Origin of the sequence: Pseudomonas moraviensis subsp. stanleyae (assembly GCF_036283065.1) — a bacterium.
GTDB lineage: Bacteria > Pseudomonadota > Gammaproteobacteria > Pseudomonadales > Pseudomonadaceae > Aquipseudomonas > Aquipseudomonas stanleyae.
Window position 1 is genome coordinate 1 of the sequence record NZ_JAADJI010000008.1, and the last position, 24,059, is coordinate 24,059.

Consider the following 24,059-nt stretch of genomic DNA (forward strand, 5'->3'; position numbering starts at 1 on the left):
CTAGGGTGAGGGGCTTTTGTTGAATGAACAAACACATCCAGCCTTCCTCCGTAACCATCCAGAAGTTACACAACGTAATAACAGTTATCATCCGAAAACGTCTTCTGCCAGTCCACATTGTCCATTAGCCTCAGCCCTTTCCTGTGCCCGACCCGAGATTCCCTATGACCACCACTCCTCACACAATGACCCGAGGCATGGTCCTGCTGTTCGCGTTCTGCTGCGGCGCCATCGTTGCCAACATCTACTACGCACAACCGATCATCGGCCTGATCGCGCCGGACATCGGCCTCTCCGACACCATGGCCAGTTTCATCGTCTCGCTGACTCAGATCGGCTATGCGTTGGGCTTGTTCTTTCTGGTGCCGTTGGGGGACCTGCTGGAGAACCGGCGGCTGATGATCATCACTACGCTGGTGGCGATCGCCAGTCTGCTCGGCGCAGCGTTTACCGAGCAGCCCAACGTATTTCTGCTGATCTCGTTGCTGGTCGGCTTCAGCTCGGTGTCGGTGCAGATTCTGATTCCGCTGGCCGCGCATCTGGCACCGGAAGAATCCCGTGGCCGGGTGGTCGGCGGGATCATGGGCGGCTTGCTGCTGGGTATTCTGTTGGCGCGACCGGTGTCGAGCGTGGTCGCCGATCACCTCGGCTGGCGCGCCATGTTCATGATCGCCGCGGCGTTGATGGCGGCGATCAGCGTGGTGCTGGCGCTGACCGTGCCCAAGCGCCAGCCCGATCACAGCGCCACCTACGGCCAGTTGATCGGCTCGCTGTGGACACTGCTGCGCCAGCAACCGGTGCTGCGTCAGCGGGCGTTTTATCAGGGCTGCATGTTCGCCACGTTCAGCCTGTTCTGGACCGCCGTGCCGCTGGAACTGGCGCGCAACTATGGCCTGTCGCAAAGCGAAATCGCGATCTTCGCCCTGGTCGGTGCTATCGGAGCCATCGCTGCGCCAATCAGTGGCCGCCTCGCCGATGCCGGTCACACACGCATCGCTTCGCTGCTGGCCATGCTCTTTGCCAGCCTGAGCTTCCTGCCCGCCTTCATCCACCCGGCCTACAGCGTCATCGGTCTGGCCGTGACCGGCGTGGTGCTCGACTTCTGCGTACAAATGAACATGGTTCTCGGCCAACGCGCGGTGTACTCGCTGGACGCGAAAAGTCGCGGCCGCTTGAACGCGCTGTACATGACCAGCATCTTCATCGGCGGCGCCTTCGGCTCGTCGGTGGCCAGCGCGGTGTACGAGCATGGCGGCTGGTTGTGGATCGTGATTGTCGGCAGCGTGTTTCCGTTGTTGGCGTTGTTGCGGTTTTTGAGTGTCTTGCAGGAACGGTCACTGGCGCCTGCCTGAGTCATTGAAAGCGCATTCCCTTTGGGGCTGACAATCAAAGACTGCCTGAGTCAAAGCATTGTTTGTGCAACAGCAAGCAGCCGCCATGGACTAAGCGTCTAGAGTTTCAGCAATCCCTGACGTCGAGCCTCTGACCAAATGAATGGGTATTTACTCCTGAAGTAGTCGTTATCGAGATTGTATTTCACATATTCTTCATAAACTCTAGCTCTTGTATCCCGACAGAGAGCGTCATCAAGACTCAGTGTTTCTATCGTCAACTCAATTAATCGCATCGCTTTCGCATCTAGCCTGGGATTTGGATAGATATGACCGGTACTGAGTTGCAGACGAAACAAGTCAGGGGCCAGAAGAAATGGGTCAAGCACCGTACTGTAGTCACGCTTACGGCTGTTCAACGTTGAGCAAGCGAGACGATAGTTACTCCATTCGTAGATATCCTTCGCGCTTACAGACTTGGCAATGAAGTGATCTACGCTGGAACCTGCAACGCGCTCGAAAAACATTCCGAGGTAGGCACAGATGCCTCCATAAGCCACATGAAGGTCTGTCAGACTTTCGCGCCATAACGGGGCGACTTCCGTACCCGGTGGAAGAGCTCCGTTCAAGGCGATGCCTTTCGCCTTGAGGTGAGCAAGCCCCTTGGCCCGCACCTTCTTGTCAAAATCATCTGGTTCCGGTTGAGGCTGGACATAGATCATTTAAGCCAGCCCTGTTTTTCCCCGACATACCTCCATCGAATCCAGAAGGGGTCGGTATCTCCCAACAATTTGCGCAGCCTTTTATCCAAAGACAACGCAAGTTCTTCGTTAATAACCTCTTCGGATAGTATGAGAGATGCCTCGTCCAGCGTCTTTTCTGCCTCGATTGATCTGGCACTTCCTAAATCGAAGGCATCACTCATTAACCAACGAGACACCTCTCCCAGACGAACGAATTCACGCTGCCTGAAATGAACTTCGGTTTTGCCGGACTCGCGGTTTTTTTCCAAATCCAGATCAAACCAGGCATCTTGTGACTTATCAAAACGGGGTTCTACAGAAGCCATGACCAGGGGCGAGTGCGTCACCAGCAGGATCTGAACCTGTGCCGTCGGAGACAGAGCGGTCACTACATCGAGCAGCGCACCGACGACAGAACGCTGCCAGCGAGGATGAAGGTGAGACTCCACTTCATCGATCAGAAAAGTAAGTCGAGGAGTCGTCTCCTGTCCAAGAAGTGCAGAAGCCTTTACGTGCTCCTGCCAGCTCCAGACCAATAAATAGGCTATTGCCAATACTCGCTTCATGCCCGAGGACGCATGCACTACAGGTACGTCCTGACCATAGGGCATTTTTAGAGTCGGAATGTCTCTAGGGTCGTCCAGACTGATTCGCGTGAGTGGTCCGGGAACGAGACTTTCACCTTCTTCAGGTGACAGTTTTGCAAGGGCTGCACACAAGTGGTCATAGGATTCTCCTTTCTCCTTGTACCAACTCGCCCAATCCGCTATCAGTCCGTTACACAGTAGCCCACGCTCGCTATCGACTAGGCCATCCCAAATTTCCCGGGCACTGAAAACATAACCTGGCACACGGTCCTGTACGTCAAGATTGCCTTTTTTCAGCCAATAGTTTCTGGCCGGATCCCATGCAGCGAAACTTCCATCCGCCATGGCGTAAAGCACTAGCCCCGGGTTGATCGGGCGTCCCGCCTTGCCCGTCCATGCCTGATCCAACGCCGAAAAAGAGGTTGTATAGGAAACATCCCTGGTTTTCGCTGAAACGGAGAATTCAATGCTCGCCTTGGAAGGATCCGTTGGGCGAACCATACCTGCTCCAGTCAAAACACGGTTCAGATCTCCTGGCCATTTTCGCGTCAAGGCCCACCACGCGATATCGAGCAGGAAGCTTTTACCCAGACCATTATCACCAGTGATCAAATTCAACCGACTGGAGAACTTCACATCCAGTTCTGGAAGCGGCCCTACGTGGCTTAGTTTCAAGCTCTTTAACACAATCCATTCCCCAGTTTTCATCCTGTGGATTTGGCACACAGGATCATAAAATTACATCGCGCCACTGTTGCAGCGCTTCTCGCAAAACTCAAGCAGCACTGGCAACTTTCACGTCATGTAAAAACTGGGAAGCAGGTCGTGAATATGCGCTTTTATTGAAACTTCTTGCCCAACCCCGGCGGGACGCCGTGGATGTTGGTGTCTTCCCACGGGCCGTTGGGGCTGACCGAGCGGCTCCAGCCGTTGTTCCAGCGGTAGTAGGTGCGCTGGCGGTAGAAGGTGTTGGTCTGGTCGTCGAGGACGTAGACGCCGAGTTTCTGGTCCCAGTGGCTGTTGCCGCCCGGTGGCGGGGCGAAGCTGGCCGAGGTGCGGGGCACAGGCTTGGCGGGTTTGGCCGGGATGCTTTTGCCGGGGGTCGGCGACGTCGACGGAGTTGGACTTGGCTGCGAGGGCGGGATCGGCGGCAGACTGGTGGTGGGTTCCGGGCGTTGTACCGCACATGCACTCAAGCCCAGGGCCAGTGTGAGGACTGTGATGCGGGCGATGGTGTGCATGGCGGTGCTTTCCTGTTGGGTCCGGTTACTGGTCCGGGCTGTCGATGGTCAGTTTTTGTGGCGCGGTGGTGCTGCTGGCCAGCGGGCCGCTGCGACCGATCCACTCCCCGGCAGTCGGTTGACCGGCCCGTGAGATGCGCGCAACCAGTTGGACTTCAGGGAAGTTGGACAGTTTCAACTGCGGCATCATTGCGTCGGCATCGCCCAGTTCGACGGTCACCGGCAGGTCGGCGACGGTCAGGCGTTTGGCCGCCAGCGGCGCCGGGGGGCCAGAGGTGGCGCGGGCAAAAATGAACACGCTGTCGCCCGGCCGCACTTTGCCTTTGAGTTCGCTGGCCAGATCGACGCTGACTTTCAGCAACGCAGCTTTCGGCGCCGGCGCCTGAGCAACCTGGCCACCGCTGGCCTTCAGGCGTTCGGCGGCACGCTCGATGCCGCCTTGCAGCGCAGCGCGAGAGTTGTCATCCGGCGGCAGTTGCGCGAGCAGGCGATTCCAGTAATCGATCGCCTCTTGAAATCGCTCGCCTTCGAACGCGGCGATGCCGAGCAGGCCGAGGCTGGTGACTTCTTTCGGATCGGCCTTCAATGCTTCGTCAGTCAGTTTCTGAATCTTCTCCGACCACTTTTTACCGTCGGCAAAATACTGCGCCTGCGCCCACTGGCCGAGCAGTTCCGGCTGGCGACCGGCGAGGTTGGCGGCGCGCTCGAACATCTTCGCCGCGTCCGCCGGGCGATCCTGAGCCATGTAGGTACGGCCGAGGAAATACAGACCTTCGGCGGAATCCGGTTGCGCGGCAACCGCACGTTCCAGACGCTGAGTCATCTCCTCCATCGACTGTGGGGCCTGGGCGAATTCGCGGGTCAGTTCGACCTTGTCGGCGGCGCCGAAATGCAGGTACAGACCGAGGCCCAACACCGGCACCAACACAGCGGCCAGCAGCGGCAATGGCTTGCCCAGGCGCGAGACACGCGGTGCGGCAACGCCTTCGGTGTCAGCGAGCAATTCACGCGCGGCTTCCGCGCGGCCGCTGTCCAGTTGCGCGGCGTCGAGCACGCCTTCGGCCTGCTGCGCTTGCAGCTCGGCAACCCGTTCCTGATACAGCGCGACGTTCAGCGCGGTGCGATCTTCTTCACGCTGGGCGCGGCGCTCGCGCAGCACCGGGATCAGCAGAAAACTCAGGGCGACCAGAAGCAACAGCCCTGCGGCAAGCCAGAAATCAATCATTCTTGGTTTTTATCCAACAGTTGGTCGAGGCGCTGACGCTCTTCGGCAGACAGAGATGACGGCGTTTCGGCACGTTGCCCGCGGCGCCTGCGCACGATCAGCGCGATCACTACGAAACCACCGAGCAGCAGCCCGGCAGGGCCGAACCACAGCAGTGCGGTCTGCGCATTCAGCGCCGGTTTGTAGCGGACGAAATCACCGTAGCGATCGACCATGAAGTCGATGATCTGCTGATTGTCCTTGCCCTCGCCAAGCATGCGGAAAATCTCTTTGCGCAAGTCGGCGGCGATCGGCGCGTTGGAGTCGGCGATATCCTGGTTCTGGCATTTGGGGCAGCGCAGTTCCTTGGTCAGTTCGCGGAAACGCTCGCGATCGCCCTCTTTGGCAAATTCGTAGGTGTCGATAGCCGCGTGGGCGACACCGGTCAGACTCAAGCCCAACACCACTGCTGCGAGAAAACGCTTCATGGCTTGGCCTCATCGACCAGCGCCTGATATTTGGCCGCGAGTTTCTCGCGCCAGACCTGCTCATCGATCACCCCGACGAACTTGTCGCGGATGATGCCCTTGGCGTCGATGAAGAAGGTTTCCGGCGCGCCGTAGACCCCGAGGTTGAGGCCCAGCGAGCCTTCGTCATCACGAATATCCAGCGCGTACGGATTTTGGAACTCGGCCAGCCATTTCAAGGCATCGGCATTGGTGTCCTTGTAGTTGATGCCGTAGATCACCACGCCGCGCTCGGCGAGTTTGTTCAGCACCGGGTGCTCGACCCGGCAGGAAATGCACCAGGTGCCCCAGACATTGACCAGTGCCGGTTTGCCGAGAATGTCGGCCTTGGTCAGCGTCTTGTCGCCCTGCACGCTCGGCAGGGAAAACTCCGGGAACGGCTTGTTGATCATCGCCGACGGCAGCTCCGCCGGATCCAGGTACAAGCCGCGATAGAGAAATACCGCCACCAGCAGAAAAATCGCCAGCGGCAACAACATCAACCAACGCCTCATGCCGCCGCTCCCGTCATGCCCAGCGCTTCGCGCACTTTGCTTTTCACCTTGACCCGATAACGCCGATCCAGCGCTGCCAACAATCCACCGAAACCGGTGAGCAAGCCGCCGAACCAGATCCAGCGCACGAACGGTTTGACGTGTACGCGCACGGCCCAGGCGCCGTTATCCAGCGGCTCGCCGAGGGCGACGTACAGATCGCGGGTGAAACCGGCATCGATGCCGGCTTCGGTCATCACCGAGTTCTGCACGGTGTACAGACGTTTTTCCGGATGCAGCACGCTGATTTCCTTGCCGTCGCGAATCACGCGGATGGTGCCTTTGTCCGAGGTGAAGTTCGGCCCCTCGAAATGCTTGGCGCCTTCGAAGATGAATTGGTAGCCGCCCAGGTCCATCGACTCGCCCGGCGCCAGACGCAGGTCGCGCTCGGCACTGTTCTGGCTCGACAACACCACCCCCAGCGCGCACACGGCGATGCCCAGGTGGGCGATCTGCATGCCCCAATAACTGCGGGTCAGCGTTGGCAAACCTTTGATCAGGCCTTTGTGCCGAGTCTTGTCGAACAGATCGCGCACGCCGGCAAGCAACACCCACGCCGCCAGCAGGAACGTCGCAATCACCGCCCAGTTGAAATCGCCGTAAGCCACGCCGGCCACCACGGCCAGTGCGACGCTGCCGAGCAGCACCGGAGTGAGCATGTTTGCCAGCCATTTCACCGGCGTGTCCTTCCAGCGCACGATCACACCGATCGCCATCACCAGCATCAACAATGCCATCGACGGTATGAACAACGCATTGAAGTACGGCGGGCCGACCGACAGTTTGGCGCCGCTGATGGCATCGAGAATCAGCGGATACAAGGTGCCGAGGAGGATCATCGACGCAGCGACCACCAGCACCAGGTTGTTGCCCAGCAGCAGGGTTTCCCGCGACCACAGATTGAAGCCGACCTGGCTTTTCACTACCGGTGCGCGCAGTGCGAACAGGGTCAGCGAACCGCCCACCACAAACAGCAGGAAAATCAGAATGAACACGCCGCGCTCCGGATCGGAGGCAAACGCATGCACCGAGGTCAGCACGCCCGAGCGGACGAGGAAGGTGCCCAGCAGGCTCAACGAGAACGCAGCAATCGCCAGCAACACCGTCCAACTCTTGAACACGCCGCGTTTTTCGGTGACCGCCAGCGAGTGGATCAGCGCAGTGCCGACCAGCCATGGCATGAACGAGGCGTTTTCCACCGGATCCCAGAACCACCAGCCGCCCCAGCCGAGTTCGTAATATGCCCACCACGAACCGAGGGTGATGCCGATGCCGAGGAACGCCCAGGCGACGATGGTCCACGGCCGCGACCAGCGCGCCCACGCCGCATCGAGGCGACCGCCCATCAACGCCGCGATGGCGAAGGCGAACGCCACCGAAAAGCCGACATAGCCCATGTACAACATCGGCGGGTGAACGATCAGGCCGATGTCTTGCAAGAGTGGATTGAGGTCAGCGCCATTGCTCGGCATCTGCGGCAGGATGCGTTTGAACGGGTTGGACGTGAGGATCAGGAACAGCAGGAAACCGCTGCTGATCATGCCCATCACCGCCAGTACCCGGGCGAGCATGACTTGCGGCAATTGCCGGGAGAACACCGACACGGCGAAGGTCCAGCCACCGAGAATCAGCGCCCACAGCAGCAGCGAACCTTCGTGGGCGCCCCACACCGCGCTGAACTTGTAGTACCACGGCAAAGCGGTATTGGAGTTGTTTGCCACGTAGGCAACAGAGAAATCATCGGTCATGAATGCGTAGGTCAAAATGCCGAACGCGAACAACAAAAAGGCAAACTGCCCCCATGCGGCGGGCTGCGCCAGACTCATCCAGAAACGGTCGCCGCGCCAGGCACCGACCAATGGCACCACCGCTTGCACCAGCGCAAAACACAGCGCGAGGATCATCGCCAGATGGCCCAGCTCAGGAATAAACAGTGCGGCAGCCATCGATCAACCCTCCTTCACAGGCGTCGGTGCGGATTGACCGCTGTCCTTCAGCGCTTTGGTCACTTCCGGCGGCATGTACTTCTCGTCGTGCTTTGCCAGCACTTCATCGGCCACCACCACGCCGTCGGCATTGAGTTTGCCGAGGGCGACGATGCCCTGCCCTTCGCGGAACAGATCCGGGAGAATGCCGCGATAAGCGATGGTCACGGACTTGTTGAAGTCGGTGACGACGAATTTGACGTCCAGCGAATCCTTCGATCGTTGCAGCGAACCGGCCTCGACCATGCCGCCGGCGCGGATGCGCGTGTCCTGCGGCGCTTCACCGTTGGCGATCTGCGTCGGCGTGTAAAACAGATTGATGTTTTCCTGCAGCGCGCTCAGGGCCAGGCCGACGGCAGCGCCGACTCCGACCAAAATGGCCAGAATGATGAACAGACGTTTTTTGCGCAGCGCATTCACTTGCCGTTCTCCCGGCGCAGACGACGCGCCTCTTGTTGCAGATAACGCTTGCGCGCCGCAATCGGCGCCACCACGTTGAGGGCCAGCACCGTCAGACAGATGCCGTAGGCCGACCAGACATACAGGCCGTGATGGCCCATGGCGAGGAAGTCGCCGAATGAAGCAAAACTCATCGCGCCGCCTCCGGATTCTGCTGCACTTCGGCTTTCACCCAACTGGCGCGAGCTTCGCGCTTGAGCACTTCAAGACGCATGCGCAGCAACAGCACAGCGCCGAAGAAGCAGTAGAAACCCAGCACCGTCAGCAGCAGCGGCAGCCACATTTCCGCCGGCATCGCCGGTTTTTCCGTGAGGGTGAACGTCGCGCCCTGGTGCAGGGTGTTCCACCACTCCACCGAGTATTTGATGATCGGAATGTTGATCACGCCAACGATGGCCAGCACCGCGCAGGCCTTGGCGGCGCTGTCGCGGTTGCTGATGGCATTGCCCAGCGCGATCACGCCGAAATACAGAAACAGCAGAATCAGCATCGAAGTCAGGCGCGCGTCCCACACCCACCACGAGCCCCAGGTCGGTTTGCCCCAGATCGCCCCGGTGACCAGCGCCACGGCGGTCATCCACGCACCGATCGGTGCGGCGCATTGCAGCGCGACATCGGCCAGTTTCATCTTCCACACCAGACCGACCACGCCGCACACCGCGAGCATCACGTAGATCGACTGGGCGAGCATCGCCGCCGGCACATGGATATAAATGATGCGAAAGCTGTTGCCCTGCTGGTAGTCCGGCGGCGCGAACGCCAGCCCCCAGACCACACCAATGCCGATCAGCAACAACGCTGCGATGCTCAGCCACGGCAGGAACCTGCCGCTGATGCCGTAGAACCACTTGGGCGAGCCGAGCTTGTGAAACCAGGTCCAGTTCATACTGTTTCCATCACGGTTGCCGCTCATCATCGCGAGCTGGCAGAGGGTCATGCCTTTCTTCTTTCAGAAGTGGTCAATTTTTGACCAGGCCTCATTATTATTCGCCGACGCTGATCTTCAGGCCAGCTGCTATTGCAAAGGGTGTCAGGGTGATCGCCAACGCTGTGAGGCTGGCCATCCACAACAGGTATCCGGTCGCCGGCATGCCTTGCAACGCCGCTTGCAACGCGCCGCTGCCAAGGATCAACACCGGGATGTACAGCGGCAGAATCAGCAATGCCAGCAACAGACCGCCGCGCTTCAAACCGACTGTCAGCGCCGCGCCCACTGCGCCGAGCAGGCTCAACACCGGCGTACCGAGCAGCAACGACAGCAGCAGCACCGGCAGACACGCGGCCGGCAAACCGAGCATCAACGCCAATAACGGCGACAGCAAAACCAGCGCCAGACCGGAGAACAGCCAGTGTGCCAGCACCTTGGCCAGGACCAGAAGCGGCAGCGGGTGCGACGAAAGGACCCACTGTTCCAGCGAACCATCTTCGAAATCACTGCGAAACAATCCGTCCAGCGACAGCAGGACCGACAACAACGCCGCCACCCAGACTAACCCCGGGGACAGGTTTTGCAAGACTTGAGTTTCCGGGCCGACGGCCAGCGGGAAAAGGGCGATGACGATGGCGAAAAAAATCAGCGGATTGGCCAGCTCCGCCGGGCGGCGGAACAGCAGGCGCGATTCGCGGGCAAGCAGCAGGCCGAAGACACTCATACCGCCCAATTTCCCAGATCGAGGTCGCGATAACCGACCGGCATCCGGCTCAGCGTATGGTGCGTGGTCAGCACCACGAGACCGCCGCGCTCGCAATGCCCGGCCAGATGTTCTTCGAGTTGCGCGACGCCCTGCTTGTCCAGCGCGGTAAAAGGTTCGTCGAGAATCCACAACGGCGGGCTGTCCAGATACAACCGCGCCAGCGCCACACGGCGCTGCTGGCCGGCAGAAAGACTGTGGCAGGGAACGTCTTCGAAACCACGCAAGCCTACCGCTGCCAGTGCCTGCCAGATCGCCTCGCGCTCGGCGGGGTGATGCAGGGCGCAGAGCCACGACAGGTTTTCTTCGGGAGTGAGCAGATCCTTGATCCCGGCGGCGTGGCCGATCCACAACAGGTTTCGCGCCAGTTCGCTGCGTTGCTCGGTCAGCGGCTGACCGTTGAGCAGCACTTGGCCATCGGTGGGTTGCATCAAACCGGCGAGCAGACGTAAAAGACTGGTCTTGCCGCTGCCGTTGGGGCCGCTGATCTGCACCATGTCGCCACTGACCAGGCGCAATTCGAGGTTTTCGAAAAGCAGCCGCAGGTCGCGTTCACACGCCAGGGCAACGGTTTGCAGGACAGGACTGGTCAAGGGATCACGGGCCTTATACGGTTCAAGTCGGCTCTGGAGCGGCCGTTAAAGAGATGCAGCATAGATGCTTTGATCGCTCGATCTGGCGAGCTGGATCAAACAATTGCCAGGTTTTTTGAACGAAGCGCACGACGCGCGGCATTATACATGCCGTGCCTTACTCTCAAGAGTGCAATTTCCTCAGGTTGTGTCCGCGTATGACAGGCGAAATGAACATCCTCCCGCTGCCGCCCACCGTGCCGGCGAGCGCTCGCCCGCAGATGGGTGAACTGCTCAAGCTGCTGACGCCGGTCGAGGGCTTGATCGGCGCGGGGCAAAGCGCCAAGGCCGAGGTGTTATCGCTCAAGCAGGCCGATCAGACCTTTGAATTGCTGCTCAAAGTGACCCTCGACAGCGGTCGCCAGACCACCGTGCAGGCCAGCAGCAATCTGCCGTTGCCGCAGGGCACCAATCTGGCGATCACCCAGCCGTCAGCCGGCAATCTGGCGATTACCGTGCAGCAAGCGATCGCCAGCAGCGTCGCCACCCTCACCCGCATCGATACCGCGCAATTGCCCGCCGGCACCCTGTTGCAGGGCAAAGTCGTGACCTCGCAAGCGCTGCCGCAGACGCCGGGACAAGCGGCGGTGTTCCGTTCGATGGTGACCCTGCTCAACACCGCGCTGAGCGGCAGCACCTTGACCGTCGACAGCCCGCAACCGCTGCGCATCGGCACCTTGTTGTCGGCACAGGTGCAGGACGCGCAAACCCTCAAATTCGTGCCGCTGAGCAGCCGTCAGGAGCAACTGGCGGTGAGTCAGCAATTGCTCGGCCAGCAAAGTCGCCAGGGCTCGCTCGATGGTCTGCTGAAATTGCTGCAGAACCTGCCACCGGCCAGCGATCAGACCTCGGCCGATCTGCGCGCGGTGGTCGACAAGTTGCTCGCCAGCCTGCCGGACGTGCAGCAAATGAGCACGGCCAAAGGCGTGGCGCTGGCTTTGGCCAACAGCGGCGCGTTCCTCGAAGCGAAATTGCTCGGTGGACAAAACCCGGCGCTGGCCCCGGACATGAAAGCCGACCTGCTCAAGCTGATCGCGCAACTGACCCCCGGCCTGCCGAGCAACACCAATTTCAATGCGATCATCGCCGCCAACACCCTTGCGCAGGCGCTGCCGAGTTTCGTTCGAAATGCCTTGGGCACCCTCGGTCAGGTCAGCGCCAAACCGGTGCCAAGCAGCTTCCCGTTGCCCGAACGGCTGCTGGCGAAACTGGAAGGCGAAGGCGATCTCGAACAACTGCTGCGCCTCGCCGCCGCTGCGGTGTCGCGCCTGCAAAGCCATCAGCTGTCGAGCCTGGAACAGACCGGCGTCACCGACGATGGCCGCCTGCTCAGCACCTGGCAGCTGGAAATACCGATGCGCAACCTGCAGGACATCGTGCCGCTGCAGGTCAAGTTTCAGCGTGAGGAAGCGCCGGAGCGGGAACCGCAGCCGCATGAACGCCGCGACGAGCGTGAAGCGAAACAGCAACTGTGGCGCGTCGACCTGGCGTTCGATCTGGAACCGCTCGGGCCGATGCAGATTCAGGCGCAACTGATCGCCGGCAGCCTGTCCAGTCAGCTGTGGGCCGAGCGCCCGTACACTGCCGACCTGATCGAGAACAATCTGTTCGCGCTGCGCCAGCGCTTGCTCGATTCCGGGCTCAACGTCGGCGACCTCGACTGCCACCACGGCACCCCGCCGCAAGGCAACCAAACCCGCCTCGAACACCGCTGGGTCGACGAAACCGCATGAACGATTCCACTGCCCCACGCCAGGCCATCGCCCTCAAATACGACGGCAACCACGCCCCGACCCTCACCGCCAAGGGCGACGAAGAACTGGCCGAAGAAATCCTGCGCATCGCCCGCGATTACGAAGTGCCGATCTACGAGAACGCCGAACTGGTGCGCCTGCTGGCGCGGATGGAACTGGGCGACAGCATTCCCGAAGAGCTCTATCGCACCATCGCCGAGATCATCGCGTTTGCGTGGAATCTGAAAGGCAAATTTCCCGAGGGACAGGACCCGAATGCGCCGATGGTCGAGAAAGACATCACCGCCCGTGGGGATGATTATTGAGGTTTCAAAGACGCCTTCGCGAGCAGGCTCGCTCCCACATTCGACCGTGATCAAATGTGGGAGCGAGCCTGCTCGCGAATGGCGTTTTTGATCTTGCTTGAAGCTTGGAGCTTGAAACTCCTAGCTGCCCTTATGCAACTTGCGCATCAACTCCGCCTCAGCCTGGGTCAAGCCGCACGACTGAGTCAGTTCATCGACGCTGGCGCCCATGCCCACCAGTTTCGCCGCCTGGGCGAATGACAGGCTTGACGGGTCGCGTTGTTCCAGTGCAACGATCTTGTCCGGCAACGGGCTTACCACCGCGCGCAATTCGTGCAGGGCTTCGCCCATGCGCACGTTGCCGTTCTGGTAATCGTCGACGCGTTTGGCCAGTTCCTTGATGCGCTGATCACGCAGCGCATCACCCTGGGCCTGCTGCGCAGCGATCACTCGCTGCGCCTTGATGTACGAGACGAACATCGCCAGCGTGCCGGCCCAGAACAGGAACAGGACAATTACCGCAACCTCGAGAATCAAATCAGATGCTCTCCAGTTCCGACCATTCTTCTTCGCTCATCATCTTGTCCAGCTCGACCAGAATCAGCAGCTCGTTGTTCTTGTTGCACACGCCCTGAATGAACTTGGCCGACTCTTCGTTACCGACGTTCGGTGCGGTTTCGATTTCCGACTGACGCAGGTAAACCACTTCGGCGACGCTATCGACCATGATGCCGACGACTTGCTTGTCGGCTTCGATGATGACGATACGGGTGTTGTCGCTGATCTCGCCGCTGTTCAGGCCGAAGCGCTGGCGGGTATCGATCACGGTGACCACGTTACCGCGCAGGTTGATGATGCCCAGCACGTAGCTTGGGGCACCCGGCACCGGAGCGATCTCGGTGTAGCGCAGCACTTCCTGCACGCGCATCACGTTGATGCCGTAGGTTTCGTTATCCAGTTTGAAGGTCACCCATTGCAGGATCGGATCTTCAGAACCTTTTGCATTCGACGCCTGACTACTCATACCCTGACCCCTCGAAAAAACCGCCCTGGGCGGTGTGTGTTCTGTGTGGTGGCATTGAAAAATGCCATCGCCTGATTGTTATGTCGGCTGCTATGTCGGTTTATGTAGCGGCTTGTTGCCGCCCAAGTGCTTTGCCCCGCCGCTGGCGATCAACTCGGCCAGCGCGGATACGTCAAGCAATGCACACATGTGCTCGATCACGGTGCCGGCGAGCCATGGCCGCTGACCCCGGTGACTTCTCCATTTGATTTCATTCGGGTCCAGGCGCAACGAGCGGCTGACCTGATGCACCGCCAGCCCCCACTCGTAACCTTGCACCGAAATCACGTATTGCAGGCCCTGACGGAAGTCATCGCGGTAACGATCCGGCATGACCCAGCGCGCGGTGTCCAGGACCTTCAGGTTGCCGGCCTGGCTCGGCAGAATCCCGAGGAACCACTCCGGCTGACCAAACAGCGGCGTCAGCTCGTGGCCGGCCAGCGAATAGATCGACCCCAGGCACACCAGCGGCACCGCCAGAGTCAGCCCGGCGACATCGAACAGCAGACATTCGAACGCTTCGGCAGCCCAGGCGGGACGCCCATCGGGTTCTACCGGTGGCGGCGGGTTGTTCGGTGGCAGATGTACTTCGACCAGAGGCGGAATCAGCACCTGCGGCTCCGCCACTGGCGGCGCGGGTTCCGGCTCGGGTTCTGGTTCCGGCACGGTCAATAATTGTGTTTGCAGCAGCGGCGCCAGGGTCGACAGCGGCGCGCGCGGTTCGTCGATCAGCGCCACCGGTGCTTTGGCCACGGGGGCAGCAGCGGGCGCGGCAATCGGGCTGGCGGTTTTCTGCGCGTCGCGTGCCTGCTCTTCGAGCACGGCGGCCTGGAATTCGTCCATGGCCTCGGCGCTTTCTCGCACTTCTGGCTGCGCCTGTTCGACGACTGGCGGCTGCGCTTCGACTGGCGGCGGCACGTCTTCGGGCAGGTCCAGCAGCAGGTCTTCCAGATAGGACTGCAAGGCCTGTTGCGGACGTGAAGTCAGCTTGACCGGCCGGTTCATGCGCAACCCTCTGTAGGAGCTGCCGCAGGCTGCGATCTTTTGATCTTCTCGGGAACACTGACAGGCAAGATCAAAAGATCGCAGCCTTCGGCAGCTCCTACATGGATGGAGATCATGTTCAGGCCACCTGCGGAACAAGTTGCTGCGCGAGCAGGTGCTTGAGCAGCGCGCGGTAGGCCAGCACGCCGCGGCTCTTGCCGTCGAATTGCGAAGGCGTGACGCCGGCGCGGCTCGCATCGCGCAGTCGGGTATCGACCGGAATGTAGCCGTGCCAGATATCGTCGGGGAATTTGTCGCGCAGCACGCGCAAGGTGCCCATCGACGCCTGCGTGCGGCGGTCGAACAGGGTCGGCACGATGCTGAACGGCAGCGGCTGTTTGCGCGAACGATTGATCATCGCCAGTGTGTTGACCATGCGCTCCAGACCTTTCACGGCCAAGTGTTCGGTCTGCACCGGAATCACCAGTTGCTGGCTCGCCGCGAGTGCATTGACCATCAGCACGCCGAGCAACGGCGGGCTGTCGATGATCGCGTAATCGAAGTCCTGCCACAGCTGCGCCAGACTCTTGGCGATCACCAGACCCAGACCACTCTGCCCCGGCGACTGCCGCTCCAGCGTGGCCAGTGCGGTGCTCGATGGCAGCAGGGAAATGCGTTGGTCGCTGGTCGACAGCAGCAACTGCCCCGGCAGGCCTTGCGGCACGCTGCCCTTGTGCAGAAACAGGTCGTAGTTACTGTGTTCCAGGCTGTCGGGGTCGTAGCCGAAATAGCTGGTCATCGAGCCGTGCGGGTCGAGATCGACCACAACCACGCGCTTGCCCGCCTCGGCCAGCAATCCGGCTAAAGCGATGGAGGATGTGGTTTTACCGACACCACCCTTTTGATTGGCGACTGCCCAGACTCTCATTCAGTTCGTTCCTCCCGGCCGGGTTGATTGGCCGAGACATGCTTCAGCGTGTTAATGCGGGCGACGGAGAATTGACGGCACTCTCGCGTCCCGGCGTCTTGACCGGGGTCGGTGCAGTTTGTGTGCCAGCGCGCTTCAGTGCCGCATCAGGCTGCGCATTGGCGGTTCCGGTGCCGGTGAGGCTGCGGCGCACATCGAGATTGCGCGACACCACCAGCACCACGCGACGGTTCTTCGCCCGGCCTTCGACCGTGGCGTTGTTGGCCACTGGCTGGAATTCGCCGTAGCCCACCGACGCCAGACGCCCAGGGTTGACACCCTGCATGGCGAGCATGCGCACGATGCTCGCCGAGCGTGCCGAGGACAGTTCCCAGTTGGTCGGGTACTGCGCGGTGCGGATCGGTTGATCGTCGGTAAAGCCTTCGACGTGGATGGGGTTGTCGAACGGTTTCAGGATCGCTGCGACCTTGTCGATGATGTTGAAGGCTATGTCGCTCGGCATCGCATCACCGCTGCCGAACAGCAGGCTGGAGTTGAGCTCGATCTCGACCCACAACTCGTTGCCGCGCACGGTCATCTGGTTGGAGCTGATCAAGTCACCGAACGCGGCGCTGATGTCATCGGCGATGCTTTTCAGCGGATCGCTGGCCCCGGAAATGCCAGCGTCGACCTGCTCGGCATCCTTGACCAGCGGCTTGGCCGGGGTCACGGTTTTCGGTCGCTCGTCGCCGATCGGAATCGGTTTGAGCGAGCGATCGGAGTCAGTAAATACGCCGATCAGCGCTTCGGAAATGACTTTGTACTTGCCTTCGTTGATCGACGAGATCGAGTACATCACCACGAAAAACGCGAACAGCAAAGTGATGAAATCCGCGTAGGACACGAGCCAGCGCTCGTGATTAACGTGTTCTTCCTGATGCCTGCGACGAGCCATGATCCATTTCCCCCATCAATCCATGAAGCCCTGAAGCTTCAGCTCGATAGAGCGCGGGTTTTCACCTTCGGCGATCGACAAGATTCCTTCCAGCAACATTTCGCGATAACGCGACTGCCGCAATGCGATGGACTTGAGCTTGGCCGCGACCGGCAAGAGGATCAGGTTGGCACTGGCCACGCCGTAGATCGTCGCGACGAAAGCCACGGCAATGCCGTTACCCAGTTGCGACGGATCGGCGAGGTTGCCCATCACGTGGATGAGGCCCATCACCGCACCGATGATGCCGATGGTCGGCGCGTAGCCGCCCATGCTTTCAAAGACCTTGGCCGCTTCGATATCGCGGGATTCCTGAGTGTAGAAATCCACTTCGAGAATGCTGCGAATGGCTTCCGGCTCGGCGCCGTCGACCAGCAATTGCAGGCCCTTGCGCGAATAATTGTCAGGCTCGGCATCGGCCACGCCTTCGAGGCCGAGCAGACCTTCCTTGCGCGCTGTCAGGCTCCAATTGACCACGCGGTCGATGCCGCCGGCCAGGTCGACACGCGGTGGAAAGAAGATCCAGGCGAGAATCTGCATGGCGCGCTTGAACGCGCTCATCGGCGATTGCAGCAGCGCGGCACCGACGGTGCCGCCCAGCACGATCAGCGCCGCCGGGCCGTTGGCCAGCGCGCCGAGGTGACCGCCTTCGAGGTAGTTGCCACCGATGATGGCGACGAACGCCATGATGAGGCCGATAAGGCTGAGAACATCCATCAGATACACGCCTCGACGATGTGCTTGCCGATATCGTCCAGACCGTACACCGCGTCAGCCAGATCGGCTTTGACGATGGCCATCGGCATGCCGTAGATCACGCAGCTTGCTTCGTCCTGCGCCCACACCGAGCTGCCGCCCTGCTTGAGCAGACGTGCGCCTTCGCGGCCGTCAGCGCCCATGCCGGTCAGCACCACTGCCAGAACTTTGTCGCCGTAGGATTTCGCTGCCGAGCCGAACGTGATGTCCACGCACGGCTTGTAATTCAGACGCTCGTCACCCGGCAAAATCTTCACCGCGCCACGGCCGTCGATCATCATCTGCTTGCCACCCGGCGCCAGCAGCGCCAGGCCCGGACGCAGGATGTCGCCATCCTCGGCTTCCTTGACGCTGATGCGGCAGAGCTTGTCGAGACGTTCGGCAAAGGCTTTGGTGAACGCTGCCGGCATGTGCTGGATCAGCACGATCGGCGCCGGGAAATTCGCCGGCAATTGCGTCAGCACGCGTTGCAGCGCAACCGGGCCGCCCGTCGAGGTGCCGATGGCAACCAGTTTGTAGGCTTTGCGTTTCGGAGCCGACGACGAAGCGCTGGCAGCGGATGCACGAGCAGGCGCTGGCGCAGGAGCCGGACGCGCTGGCACAGGGCTGCTGTGGCTGCTGTAGCTCGTGGCTGCCGGGGCAGGCGTCGGCGCTGGCGCAGCGGCGGGAGCCGGCGCGCTGTAGGCACTGAAACGACGGTTGCTGCGCGAGATGCTGTGGACTTTCTCGCACAGCAACTGCTTGACCTTCTCGGGGTTGCGCGAGATGTCTTCGAAATTCTTCGGCAGGAAATCCACCGCGCCGGCGTCCAGCGCATCAAGGGTGACCCGGGCGCCTTCGTGCGTCAGCGAGGAGAACATCAGCACCGGGGTCGGGCAGCGCTGCATGATGTGCCGCACCGCCGTGATGCCGTCCATCATCGGCATCTCGTAGTCCATGGTGATCACGTCAGGCTTGAGGGCCATGGCCTGATCGATCGCCTCTTTACCGTTAGTGGCCGTGCCGACCACCTGGATGCTCGGATCCGCCGAAAGAATTTCCGAGACGCGGCGGCGGAAAAAACCCGAATCGTCCACCACCAGGACTTTGACTGCCATAAACACTCCATTAGGTGCAGCGGCGCGTCATCGCGCCGCCGCCCCGGATTCAAATACGCTTTGTGGCGTAACGCTTGAGCATGCTTGGAACATCGAGAATCAGCGCAATGCGGCCGTCACCGGTGATGGTGGCGCCGGACATGCCCGGAGTTCCCTGGAGCATTTTGCCCAATGGCTTGATGACCACTTCTTCCTGGCCGACCAGTTGATCGACGACGAAGCCGATCCGCTGAGTGCCCACCGAAAGAATCACCACATGGCCTTCGCGCTGCTCTTCGTGAGCGGCGGAGCTGACCAGCCAGCGCTTGAGGTAGAACAATGGCAGCGCCTTGTCGCGCACGATCACCACTTCCTGACCGTCGACGACGTTGGTGGTCGACAGGTCGAGGTGGAAGATTTCGTTGACGTTGACCAGCGGGAACGCGAACGCCTGATTGCCGAGCATGACCATCAGCGTCGGCATGATCGCCAGGGTCAGCGGCACCTTGATGACGATCTTCGAGCCTTGGCCCTTGGTCGAGTAGATGTTGATCGAACCGTTGAGCTGGGAAATCTTGGTCTTCACCACGTCCATGCCGACACCGCGGCCGGACACGTCGGAGATCTCGGTCTTGGTCGAGAAACCCGGGGCGAAGATCAGGTTGTAGCACTCGGTATCGCTCAGGCGATCGGCCGCGTCCTTGTCCATCACGCCGCGTTTTACCGCGATCGAACGCAGGACGTTCGGGTCCATGCCTTTGCCGTCGTCGGAGATCGACAGCAGAATGTGGTCGCCTTCCTGCTCGGCCGCCAGCACCACGCGACCACCACGGGCCTTGCCCGACGCTTCGCGTTCTTCCGGCGACTCGATGCCGTGGTCGACGGCGTTGCGCACCAAGTGGACCAGCGGGTCGGCCAGGGCCTCGACAAGGTTTTTGTCGAGGTCGGTTTCTTCACCCACCAGTTCCAGGTTGATCTCTTTCTTCAACTGACGCGCGAGGTCGCGAACCAGACGCGGGAAGCGCCCGAAGACCTTCTTGATCGGCTGCATCCGTGTCTTCATCACTGCGGTCTGCAGGTCAGCGGTGACCACGTCGAGGTTCGACACGGCCTTGGACATGGCTTCGTCGCCGCTGTTGAGACCCAGGCGCACCAGACGGTTACGCACCAGCACCAGCTCGCCGACCATGTTCATGATCTCGTCGAGCCGCGCGGTGTCGACGCGTACGGTGGTTTCCGCTTCGCTGGCCGGTTTTTCTGCCGGTGCAGCGGCTGGCGCGCGGGCCGGAGCCGGTGCCGCAGCGGCAGCCGGTTTCGGCGCCTCGGCTTTCGGTTCAGGCTTGGCCGCAGGTTTCGGTGCAGCAGCGGCAGCCGGAGCTTTCGCGGCTGGCGTGGCGATGCTTGATGCGGAGCCGGCAGTCGCCGCGGCGGCGTCAAACTTGCCTTTGCCGTGCAATTCGTCGAGCAGCGATTCGAATTCGTGATCGCTGATCAGATCGCTGCCGGCCGCAGCGGCGGCCGGTGCAGCAGGTGCTGCCGGCGCCGAAGCGATGGCCGACTCCAGCGCGTCAACGGCGAAGTTGCCCTTGCCGTGCAACTGATCGAGCAAGGCTTCAAATTCGTCGTCGGTGATGTCCGAGCTGTCGCCCTTGGCAGGCGCTGCCGGAGCTGCTGGCGCCGCTGGAGCGACCGCATCGACAGCGAACTGGCCTTTGCCGTGCAGTTGATCGAGCAGCGATTCAAATTCGGCGTCGGTGATTTCATCGCTGGCGGCCGTGTCGGCAACCTGCGCTGGAGCAACAACAGCGGCCGGGGCCTCGGCCTGGGCCTTGACGGCATTCAGCGAGTCCAGCAGTTGTTCGAATTCATTATCGGTGATGTCTTCCGATGCGTTTTCAGCGACCGCTTCTTCCACCACTTCTACTGGCGCAGCAACAGCTTCATCAGCCGATTGCGGCTCGGCCAGACGCGCCAGCGCGGCCAGCAATTCCGGCGTGGCGGCGGTGATCGGTGCACGTTCACGGACTTCGCTGAACATGCTGTTCACCGCGTCCAGTGCTTCGAGCACCACGTCCATCAGTTCTGCATCAACGCGACGTTCACCCTTACGGAGGATGTCGAACACGTTTTCGGCGATGTGACAGCACTCCACCAGCTCATTGAGCTGAAGGAAGCCGGCGCCCCCTTTTACAGTGTGGAAACCGCGAAAAATTGCATTGAGCAGATCAGCATCATCCGGGCGGCTTTCCAGCTCGACCAGTTGTTCGGACAGTTGCTCAAGAATCTCGCCGGCCTCAACCAGGAAATCCTGAAGGATCTCTTCATCGGCGCCGAAGCTCATTAATGGGGTGCTCCTAACAGGTCTAAAAACCTAACTTCAAAATCCAAGGCTGGATAGCAAATCGTCCACATCGTCCTGACCGGACACAACGTCTTCTCGTTTATCGGCATGAATCTGCGGACCTTCACCCTGCGAGAGATGTTTTTGTGGATCTTTTTCGGCGAGCATTGCGGCGCGGTCATGTTCGATGCCCGCAAAGCGGTCGACCTGACTGGCCATGAGCACGAGTTTGAGCAGATTGCTTTCGACTTCGGTGACCAATTGAGTCACACGCTTGATCACCTGACCGGTGAGGTCCTGGTAATCCTGGGCCAGCAGAATGTCGTTGAGGTTGCTCGACACCGCACGGTTGTCCGTGCTGCTGCGTGACAGAAAACCGTCGACCCGGCGCGCCAGTTCGCGGAACTCTTCAGCCCCGACCTCGCGACGCATGAAACGTCCCCAATCGGCGCTCAACGTCTGCGCTTCATCAGCCAGACTGTTGACCACCGGCGTGGCGCTTTCCACCAGATCCATGGTGCGGTTGGCCGCGGCTTCCGTCAGCTTGACCACGTAGCCCAGGCGTTCGGTCGCGTCGGTGATTTGCGACACTTCCTCGGCCTGCGGCATGTGCGGATCGATCTGGAAATTGACGATCGCACTGTGCAGTTCACGTGTGAGCTTGCCCACTTCCTGATACAGGCCGCGGTCACGGGTCTGATTGAGCTCATGGATCAGTTGCACCGCGTCGCCGAACCTGCCTTTTTCAAGGCTCTCGACCAGTTCGACCGCGTGTTTTTTCAGGGTCGATTCAAAATCGCCCTGTGAAGATTCGTTATGCTCCATAGCTCCCCCGCGCATTCATCAGCCGATGCGTTCGAAAATCTTCTCGATTTTGTCTTTCAACGCTTGAGCCGTGAAAGGTTTGACCACGTAACCGTTCACACCGGCCTGAGCGGCCTCGATGATCTGCTCGCGCTTGGCTTCGGCAGTCACCATCAATACCGGGAGATGCTTGAGTTTTTCATCGGCACGCACGTGGCGCAGCAGATCGATACCGGTCATGCCCGGCATGTTCCAGTCCGTTACCAGAAAGTCGATGCTGCCGCTGTTGAGCACCGGAATGGCAGTGGTGCCATCGTCGGCCTCGACGGTGTTGGTGAACCCAAGATCGCGCAGCAGGTTCTTGATGATCCGCCGCATCGTTGAGAAGTCATCAACGATGAGGATTTTCATGTCTTTGTTCAATTCGACCTCCAAGCAGTCTTAAACGCGCCCAGCACCTGGACGCGCCACTTCAATCAATCGGCGCAGCACTTAAAGTTTGTCTGGAGCACAACGGATCGAGACCGGCGCCGTTGATCACCGCACCAGCCTCGTTTCGCAGTGTCCCCACACTGCCTTCAGCGCGCTCGCCACTCCCCCAAACGCCCCCGCAGACGGGCCGCGCACTGGCTGTGTAACTGGCTGACCCGCGATTCACTGACGCCAAGGACCTCACCGATTTCCTTGAGGTTCAGCTCTTCGTCGTAGTACAGCGCCAACACCAGTCGCTCACGCTCCGGCAAATTGGCAATCGCGTCCGCCAGCGCCGCCTGGAAGCGTTCATCTTCCAGATCGCGTGACGGCTCCATATGAGCACTGGCGCCATCCTCGTGCAGCCCTTCGTGTTCGCCGTCCTGCAACAGGTCGTCGAAACTGAACAGGCGACTGCCCAAGGTGTCATTCAGAATCCCGTAGTAATCGTCGAGACTCAATTGGAGTTCGGCCGCAACCTCGTGATCTTTAGCGTCACGGCCGGTTTTAGCTTCAATCGAGCGAATCGCGTCGCTGACCATCCTGGTATTGCGGTGAACCGAGCGTGGCGCCCAGTCCCCTTTGCGCACTTCATCGAGCATCGCGCCGCGGATTCGAATGCCCGCGTACGTTTCGAAACTGGCGCCTTTGCTGGCGTCGTATTTGGTCGAGACTTCGAGCAGGCCGATCATCCCGGCCTGGATCAGGTCTTCGACCTGCACGCTGGCCGGCAGGCGTGCCAGCAAGTGATAGGCAATGCGCTTGACCAGTGGCGCGTAGCGCTCGATCAATTCGTATTGCGCGTCACGCGCCGACTTTTTGTAAAGATTCATGCCACTGGCGGTCATATCACAGGCCCTGCGGTTTGCTGCACGAGACGCTCGACGAAAAATTCCAGATGACCGCGCGGGTTGGCCGGCAGCGGCCAGGTGTCGACCTTCTGGGCGATGGCCTTGAAGGCCAGCGCGCACTTGGAACGGGGAAAGGCTTCATAGACGGCGCGCTGCTTCTGCACTGCCTTGCGCACACTTTCGTCGTACGGCACAGCGCCGACGTATTGTAGGGCGACGTCGAGGAAGCGATCCGTGACCTTGGTCAACTTGGCGAACAGGTTGCGCCCTTCCTGCGGGCTCTGCGCCATGTTGGCCAGCACGCGGAAGCGGTTCATGCCGTAGTCGCGGTTGAGCAACTTGATCAGCGCGTAGGCGTCGGTGATCGAAGTTGGCTCGTCGCAGACCACCAGCAACACTTCCTGGGCTGCGCGAACGAAACTGACTACCGAGTCACCAATCCCGGCAGCGGTGTCGATCACCAGCACGTCGAGATTGTCGCCGATGTCGCTGAACGCCTGGATCAGGCCGGCGTGTTGCGCCGGGCTCAGGTGCACCATGCTCTGCGTGCCGGAGGCCGCCGGCACGATGCGAATCCCGCCCGGGCCCTGCAACAGCACGTCGCGCAGTTCGCAACGGCCTTCGATAACGTCAGCCAGTGTGCGCTTGGGCGTCAGCCCCAGCAGAACGTCGACGTTGGCCAGGCCCAGGTCGGCGTCCAGCAGCATGACCCGACGGCCAAGCTCTGCCAGCGCCAGCGACAAGTTCACTGACACGTTAGTCTTGCCGACGCCACCTTTGCCGCCGGTCACCGCGATCACCTGTACGGGATGCATGCTGCCCATGTTATTTCTTTACCTTG

27 protein-coding genes are annotated in these 24,059 nt (G+C 60.7%); 3 read left to right on the forward strand and 24 right to left on the reverse strand.

Translation table 11 applies throughout. The features are described 5' to 3' along the window. The first annotated feature begins 164 nt into the window (after nucleotides 1-164). The gene (locus GXB78_RS15295; protein ID WP_329515975.1) at nucleotides 165-1,352 is read left to right on the forward strand and encodes an MFS transporter; all 1,188 of its coding nucleotides are present in this window, start codon (nucleotides 165-167) and stop codon (nucleotides 1,350-1,352) included. Nucleotides 1,353-1,450: 98 nt separating this feature from the next. Here the strand turns inward: GXB78_RS15295 and GXB78_RS15300 are convergent, their stop codons facing one another. From GXB78_RS15300 to ccmA, 12 genes are all read right to left on the reverse strand, one after another. Beyond that, nucleotides 1,451-2,053 (reverse strand): HNH endonuclease family protein, encoded by a 603-nt coding sequence (locus GXB78_RS15300; protein WP_329515976.1) that lies wholly within the window; start codon nucleotides 2,051-2,053, stop codon nucleotides 1,451-1,453. Beyond that, nucleotides 2,050-3,369: an AAA family ATPase gene (locus GXB78_RS15305; protein ID WP_329515977.1), complete on the reverse strand. Its 1,320-nt coding sequence runs from the start codon at nucleotides 3,367-3,369 to the stop codon at nucleotides 2,050-2,052. Before GXB78_RS15305 ends, GXB78_RS15300 begins: the two co-directional genes overlap by 4 nt. Before the next feature lie 131 nt (nucleotides 3,370-3,500). Then, the gene (locus GXB78_RS15310; RefSeq protein WP_329515978.1) at nucleotides 3,501-3,902 is read right to left on the reverse strand and encodes a hypothetical protein; all 402 of its coding nucleotides are present in this window, start codon (nucleotides 3,900-3,902) and stop codon (nucleotides 3,501-3,503) included. Between the two features lie 25 nt (nucleotides 3,903-3,927). After that, entirely contained in the window at nucleotides 3,928-5,127 is a 1,200-nt protein-coding gene (gene ccmI, locus GXB78_RS15315) for a c-type cytochrome biogenesis protein CcmI (RefSeq protein WP_329515979.1), read from the reverse strand. Then, entirely contained in the window at nucleotides 5,124-5,594 is a 471-nt protein-coding gene (locus GXB78_RS15320) for a cytochrome c-type biogenesis protein (protein ID WP_329515980.1), read from the reverse strand. The genes ccmI and GXB78_RS15320 overlap by 4 nt, the downstream gene beginning before the upstream one ends. Then, on the reverse strand, nucleotides 5,591-6,127 hold the full coding sequence (locus GXB78_RS15325; protein ID WP_329515981.1) for a DsbE family thiol:disulfide interchange protein: 537 nt from the start codon (nucleotides 6,125-6,127) through the stop codon (nucleotides 5,591-5,593). The genes GXB78_RS15320 and GXB78_RS15325 overlap by 4 nt, the downstream gene beginning before the upstream one ends. Beyond that, nucleotides 6,124-8,112 carry a heme lyase CcmF/NrfE family subunit gene (locus GXB78_RS15330; protein WP_329515982.1) on the reverse strand — a complete coding sequence of 663 codons (1,989 nt, stop codon included), beginning with the start codon at nucleotides 8,110-8,112 and terminating at the stop codon, nucleotides 6,124-6,126. The genes GXB78_RS15325 and GXB78_RS15330 overlap by 4 nt, the downstream gene beginning before the upstream one ends. A 3-nt stretch (nucleotides 8,113-8,115) precedes the next feature. After that, nucleotides 8,116-8,571 carry a cytochrome c maturation protein CcmE gene (gene ccmE, locus GXB78_RS15335; RefSeq protein ID WP_329515983.1) on the reverse strand — a complete coding sequence of 152 codons (456 nt, stop codon included), beginning with the start codon at nucleotides 8,569-8,571 and terminating at the stop codon, nucleotides 8,116-8,118. Further along, nucleotides 8,568-8,744 (reverse strand): heme exporter protein CcmD, encoded by a 177-nt coding sequence (ccmD, locus tag GXB78_RS15340; protein WP_071171457.1) that lies wholly within the window; start codon nucleotides 8,742-8,744, stop codon nucleotides 8,568-8,570. Before ccmD ends, ccmE begins: the two co-directional genes overlap by 4 nt. Then, complete coding sequence (locus GXB78_RS15345) at nucleotides 8,741-9,496, reverse strand: heme ABC transporter permease (protein WP_329516231.1); 756 nt, start codon at nucleotides 9,494-9,496, stop codon at nucleotides 8,741-8,743. The genes ccmD and GXB78_RS15345 overlap by 4 nt, the downstream gene beginning before the upstream one ends. 97 nt (nucleotides 9,497-9,593) lie before the next feature. Continuing rightward, the gene (gene ccmB / locus GXB78_RS15350) at nucleotides 9,594-10,262 is read right to left on the reverse strand and encodes a heme exporter protein CcmB (protein ID WP_039763615.1); all 669 of its coding nucleotides are present in this window, start codon (nucleotides 10,260-10,262) and stop codon (nucleotides 9,594-9,596) included. Then, entirely contained in the window at nucleotides 10,259-10,894 is a 636-nt protein-coding gene (ccmA, locus tag GXB78_RS15355) for a cytochrome c biogenesis heme-transporting ATPase CcmA (protein WP_329515984.1), read from the reverse strand. The genes ccmB and ccmA overlap by 4 nt, the downstream gene beginning before the upstream one ends. A 197-nt stretch (nucleotides 10,895-11,091) precedes the next feature. Between ccmA and fliK the strand changes: the two genes are divergently transcribed. Both fliK and GXB78_RS15365 read left to right on the forward strand, forming a co-directional pair. Beyond that, nucleotides 11,092-12,666 carry a flagellar hook-length control protein FliK gene (gene fliK, locus GXB78_RS15360; RefSeq protein ID WP_329515985.1) on the forward strand — a complete coding sequence of 525 codons (1,575 nt, stop codon included), beginning with the start codon at nucleotides 11,092-11,094 and terminating at the stop codon, nucleotides 12,664-12,666. Then, nucleotides 12,663-12,992, forward strand: a complete 330-nt coding sequence (locus tag GXB78_RS15365; protein WP_041479625.1) for an EscU/YscU/HrcU family type III secretion system export apparatus switch protein — start codon at nucleotides 12,663-12,665, stop codon at nucleotides 12,990-12,992. Before fliK ends, GXB78_RS15365 begins: the two co-directional genes overlap by 4 nt. Before the next feature lie 120 nt (nucleotides 12,993-13,112). Here GXB78_RS15365 and GXB78_RS15370 read toward each other — a convergent pair whose 3' ends face one another. The 12 genes from GXB78_RS15370 to fleN all read right to left on the reverse strand — a co-directional run bounded on the left by GXB78_RS15370 (nucleotide 13,113) and on the right by fleN (nucleotide 24,042). Further along, nucleotides 13,113-13,508: a DUF2802 domain-containing protein gene (locus tag GXB78_RS15370; RefSeq protein ID WP_016771049.1), complete on the reverse strand. Its 396-nt coding sequence runs from the start codon at nucleotides 13,506-13,508 to the stop codon at nucleotides 13,113-13,115. A gap of 1 nt (nucleotide 13,509) precedes the next feature. Continuing rightward, nucleotides 13,510-13,995 carry a chemotaxis protein CheW gene (locus GXB78_RS15375; RefSeq protein ID WP_186552045.1) on the reverse strand — a complete coding sequence of 162 codons (486 nt, stop codon included), beginning with the start codon at nucleotides 13,993-13,995 and terminating at the stop codon, nucleotides 13,510-13,512. Between the two features lie 90 nt (nucleotides 13,996-14,085). After that, nucleotides 14,086-15,039, reverse strand: a complete 954-nt coding sequence (locus tag GXB78_RS15380; RefSeq protein ID WP_329515986.1) for a CheW domain-containing protein — start codon at nucleotides 15,037-15,039, stop codon at nucleotides 14,086-14,088. Between the two features lie 118 nt (nucleotides 15,040-15,157). Beyond that, nucleotides 15,158-15,946 carry a ParA family protein gene (locus GXB78_RS15385; protein WP_329515987.1) on the reverse strand — a complete coding sequence of 263 codons (789 nt, stop codon included), beginning with the start codon at nucleotides 15,944-15,946 and terminating at the stop codon, nucleotides 15,158-15,160. 43 nt (nucleotides 15,947-15,989) lie between these two features. After that, on the reverse strand, nucleotides 15,990-16,883 hold the full coding sequence (gene motD, locus GXB78_RS15390) for a flagellar motor protein MotD (protein WP_408005133.1): 894 nt from the start codon (nucleotides 16,881-16,883) through the stop codon (nucleotides 15,990-15,992). Nucleotides 16,884-16,895: 12 nt separating this feature from the next. After that, nucleotides 16,896-17,636, reverse strand: coding sequence for a flagellar motor protein (locus tag GXB78_RS15395; protein WP_329515988.1), 741 nt, complete (start codon nucleotides 17,634-17,636; stop codon nucleotides 16,896-16,898). Continuing rightward, nucleotides 17,636-18,772: a protein-glutamate methylesterase/protein-glutamine glutaminase gene (locus GXB78_RS15400; protein ID WP_329515989.1), complete on the reverse strand. Its 1,137-nt coding sequence runs from the start codon at nucleotides 18,770-18,772 to the stop codon at nucleotides 17,636-17,638. Before GXB78_RS15400 ends, GXB78_RS15395 begins: the two co-directional genes overlap by 1 nt. A 49-nt stretch (nucleotides 18,773-18,821) precedes the next feature. Beyond that, complete coding sequence (locus tag GXB78_RS15405) at nucleotides 18,822-21,092, reverse strand: chemotaxis protein CheA (RefSeq protein ID WP_329515990.1); 2,271 nt, start codon at nucleotides 21,090-21,092, stop codon at nucleotides 18,822-18,824. A gap of 36 nt (nucleotides 21,093-21,128) precedes the next feature. Next, entirely contained in the window at nucleotides 21,129-21,917 is a 789-nt protein-coding gene (locus tag GXB78_RS15410) for a protein phosphatase CheZ (RefSeq protein WP_042607546.1), read from the reverse strand. Between the two features lie 18 nt (nucleotides 21,918-21,935). Beyond that, entirely contained in the window at nucleotides 21,936-22,307 is a 372-nt protein-coding gene (locus tag GXB78_RS15415; RefSeq protein WP_024012118.1) for a chemotaxis response regulator CheY, read from the reverse strand. A gap of 167 nt (nucleotides 22,308-22,474) precedes the next feature. Beyond that, nucleotides 22,475-23,215 (reverse strand): RNA polymerase sigma factor FliA, encoded by a 741-nt coding sequence (gene fliA, locus GXB78_RS15420; RefSeq protein WP_016771059.1) that lies wholly within the window; start codon nucleotides 23,213-23,215, stop codon nucleotides 22,475-22,477. Next, the gene (fleN, locus tag GXB78_RS15425) at nucleotides 23,212-24,042 is read right to left on the reverse strand and encodes a flagellar synthesis regulator FleN (protein ID WP_016771060.1); all 831 of its coding nucleotides are present in this window, start codon (nucleotides 24,040-24,042) and stop codon (nucleotides 23,212-23,214) included. Before fleN ends, fliA begins: the two co-directional genes overlap by 4 nt. Between the last annotated feature and the right edge of the window lie 17 nt (nucleotides 24,043-24,059).